The organism is Chryseobacterium sp. SIMBA_038 (assembly GCF_046535115.1).
Classification (GTDB): domain Bacteria; phylum Bacteroidota; class Bacteroidia; order Flavobacteriales; family Weeksellaceae; genus Chryseobacterium.
This window is the reverse complement of the sequence record NZ_JAWRXH010000202.1, coordinates 1-268: the sequence shown is the minus strand read 5'-3', so window position 1 is coordinate 268 and position 268 is coordinate 1. Positions and strand designations below refer to the sequence as shown.

Below are 268 nucleotides of genomic sequence, written 5' to 3'. Positions count from 1 at the left end.
CAGGCGGCACCCATACCAATTCATCCAATGGAAATACAGCTCAATCACTGAATGTACAAGGCACTAAGGAAAATGTAGCGAGAACTGTAGACCATCAAAAAGAAAGCACACAACCAAGCAAGGGAACGAAGACAGTATCCACGATATTCGGAGATGTAGAAATACCGGTACAGGCGAAACGAATCGTGGCAATCGATTATTTGGGGAGTATGATTGCCCTCGGAGTGAAGCCAGTAGGATCATCGGAATGGCTGATGCAAAATCCTTA

1 protein-coding gene is annotated in these 268 nt (G+C 45.1%); it reads left to right on the top strand.

Annotation, left to right across the window (positions count from 1 at the left end):
• On the top strand, positions 1-268 hold a 268-nt coding region (locus SB689_RS23280; RefSeq protein WP_410694421.1), incomplete at both ends, for a hypothetical protein.